We start from the raw sequence: 1,216 nt of genomic DNA on the forward strand, positions 1-1,216 counted from the left end.
AGATCGGTGGATCCCGCAACGCCTGGCAGGGTTCCTGCACTGAGCACCACCAAGTCGCCATCCTTGAGCAAGCCATCTTCCTGAGCCAAGCTGATGGCCGCTTGAAAGGTCTGGCGGGTGGTGGCCAAATCCATAACCAACAGCGGATGTACCCCCCAAACCAACTGCAGCCGCCGTGCCACTTCCACATGGGGGGTTACGGCTAGGATGGGAGTGCGGGGGCGAAACTTAGAGACATTGCGAGCAGTAGCCCCTGTTTTGGTCAGGGTCATCACGGCTACAGCATCCAACTCTTGGGCGATCTCCCCCACGGCGCGGCTGATCGAGTCGGTGATCAGGGTTTTGGGCCGCATTCCAGCAGGACTGTTGCCGTTGTTTTGGCTCAGCTCCTGCATGGCAAGGGCGCGAAGGCGTTGTCGTCGGTCGGCGGAGGTCAGGTCAAAGTAATCGCGCTCGGTGCGCACGGCAATGCGGGCCATGGTGGCAACGGCCTCGACAGGGTATTTGCCCACAGCCGTCTCGTTGGAGAGCATGACGGCATCGGTGCCATCCAAAATGGCGTTGGCCACATCGGAGATCTCGGCACGGGTGGGTCGGGGGCTGTGCACCATGCTGTCCAGCATTTGGGTGGCCGTAATTACCGGGATCCCCAGGGAGTTGGCCAGGGCGATCACCCGCTTCTGCAGGATCGGCACCTCTTCCGCAGGCAGCTCTACCCCCAGATCTCCCCGCGCCACCATCACACCGTCGCTGAGGGCCAAAATCTGGGGCAGCTGTTCAATGGCCTCGTGTTTCTCGATCTTGACGATGATGGGTACCCGCTTGTCGGCTGAGCCCGAAGAAGGCCGTTTGGCAGAGGCGATGAGCTCCCGCAGCTCCAGCACATCAGAGGGATCCCGCACAAAGCTGAGGGCCACCCAATCCACCCCTTGGTTGAGGCCGAAGTAGAGATCTTCTTTATCCTTTGGGGTCACGGCGCGGATGCTCAGGCGCACACCGGGGAAATTGACCCCCTTGTTGTTGGAGAGGGTACCCCCGACAATGGTGCGGCAGAAGAGTTCGCCCGCTTCCGGATCCACGGCTTCCACCCGCATCTCCACTCGACCGTCGTCGATGAGGATCGTCGCTCCTTCGGGCACTTCTTGGGCCAGCTTGTCGTAGGTGACCCAGCTGCGCTCTTGGGATCCCAAGACGGGCTTACTGGTCAACACAAAGG

At 61.1% G+C, this 1,216-nt stretch carries 1 protein-coding gene; it reads right to left on the reverse strand.

Features of this window, described 5'->3' with window-relative positions:
• Positions 1-1,216: pyruvate kinase (pyk, locus tag NW856_RS10480; RefSeq protein ID WP_414400176.1), on the reverse strand; the 1,216-nt coding region annotated here is incomplete at both ends.

Source organism: Synechococcus sp. R3-13 (assembly GCF_047462195.1).
GTDB lineage: Bacteria > Cyanobacteriota > Cyanobacteriia > Thermostichales > Thermostichaceae > Thermostichus.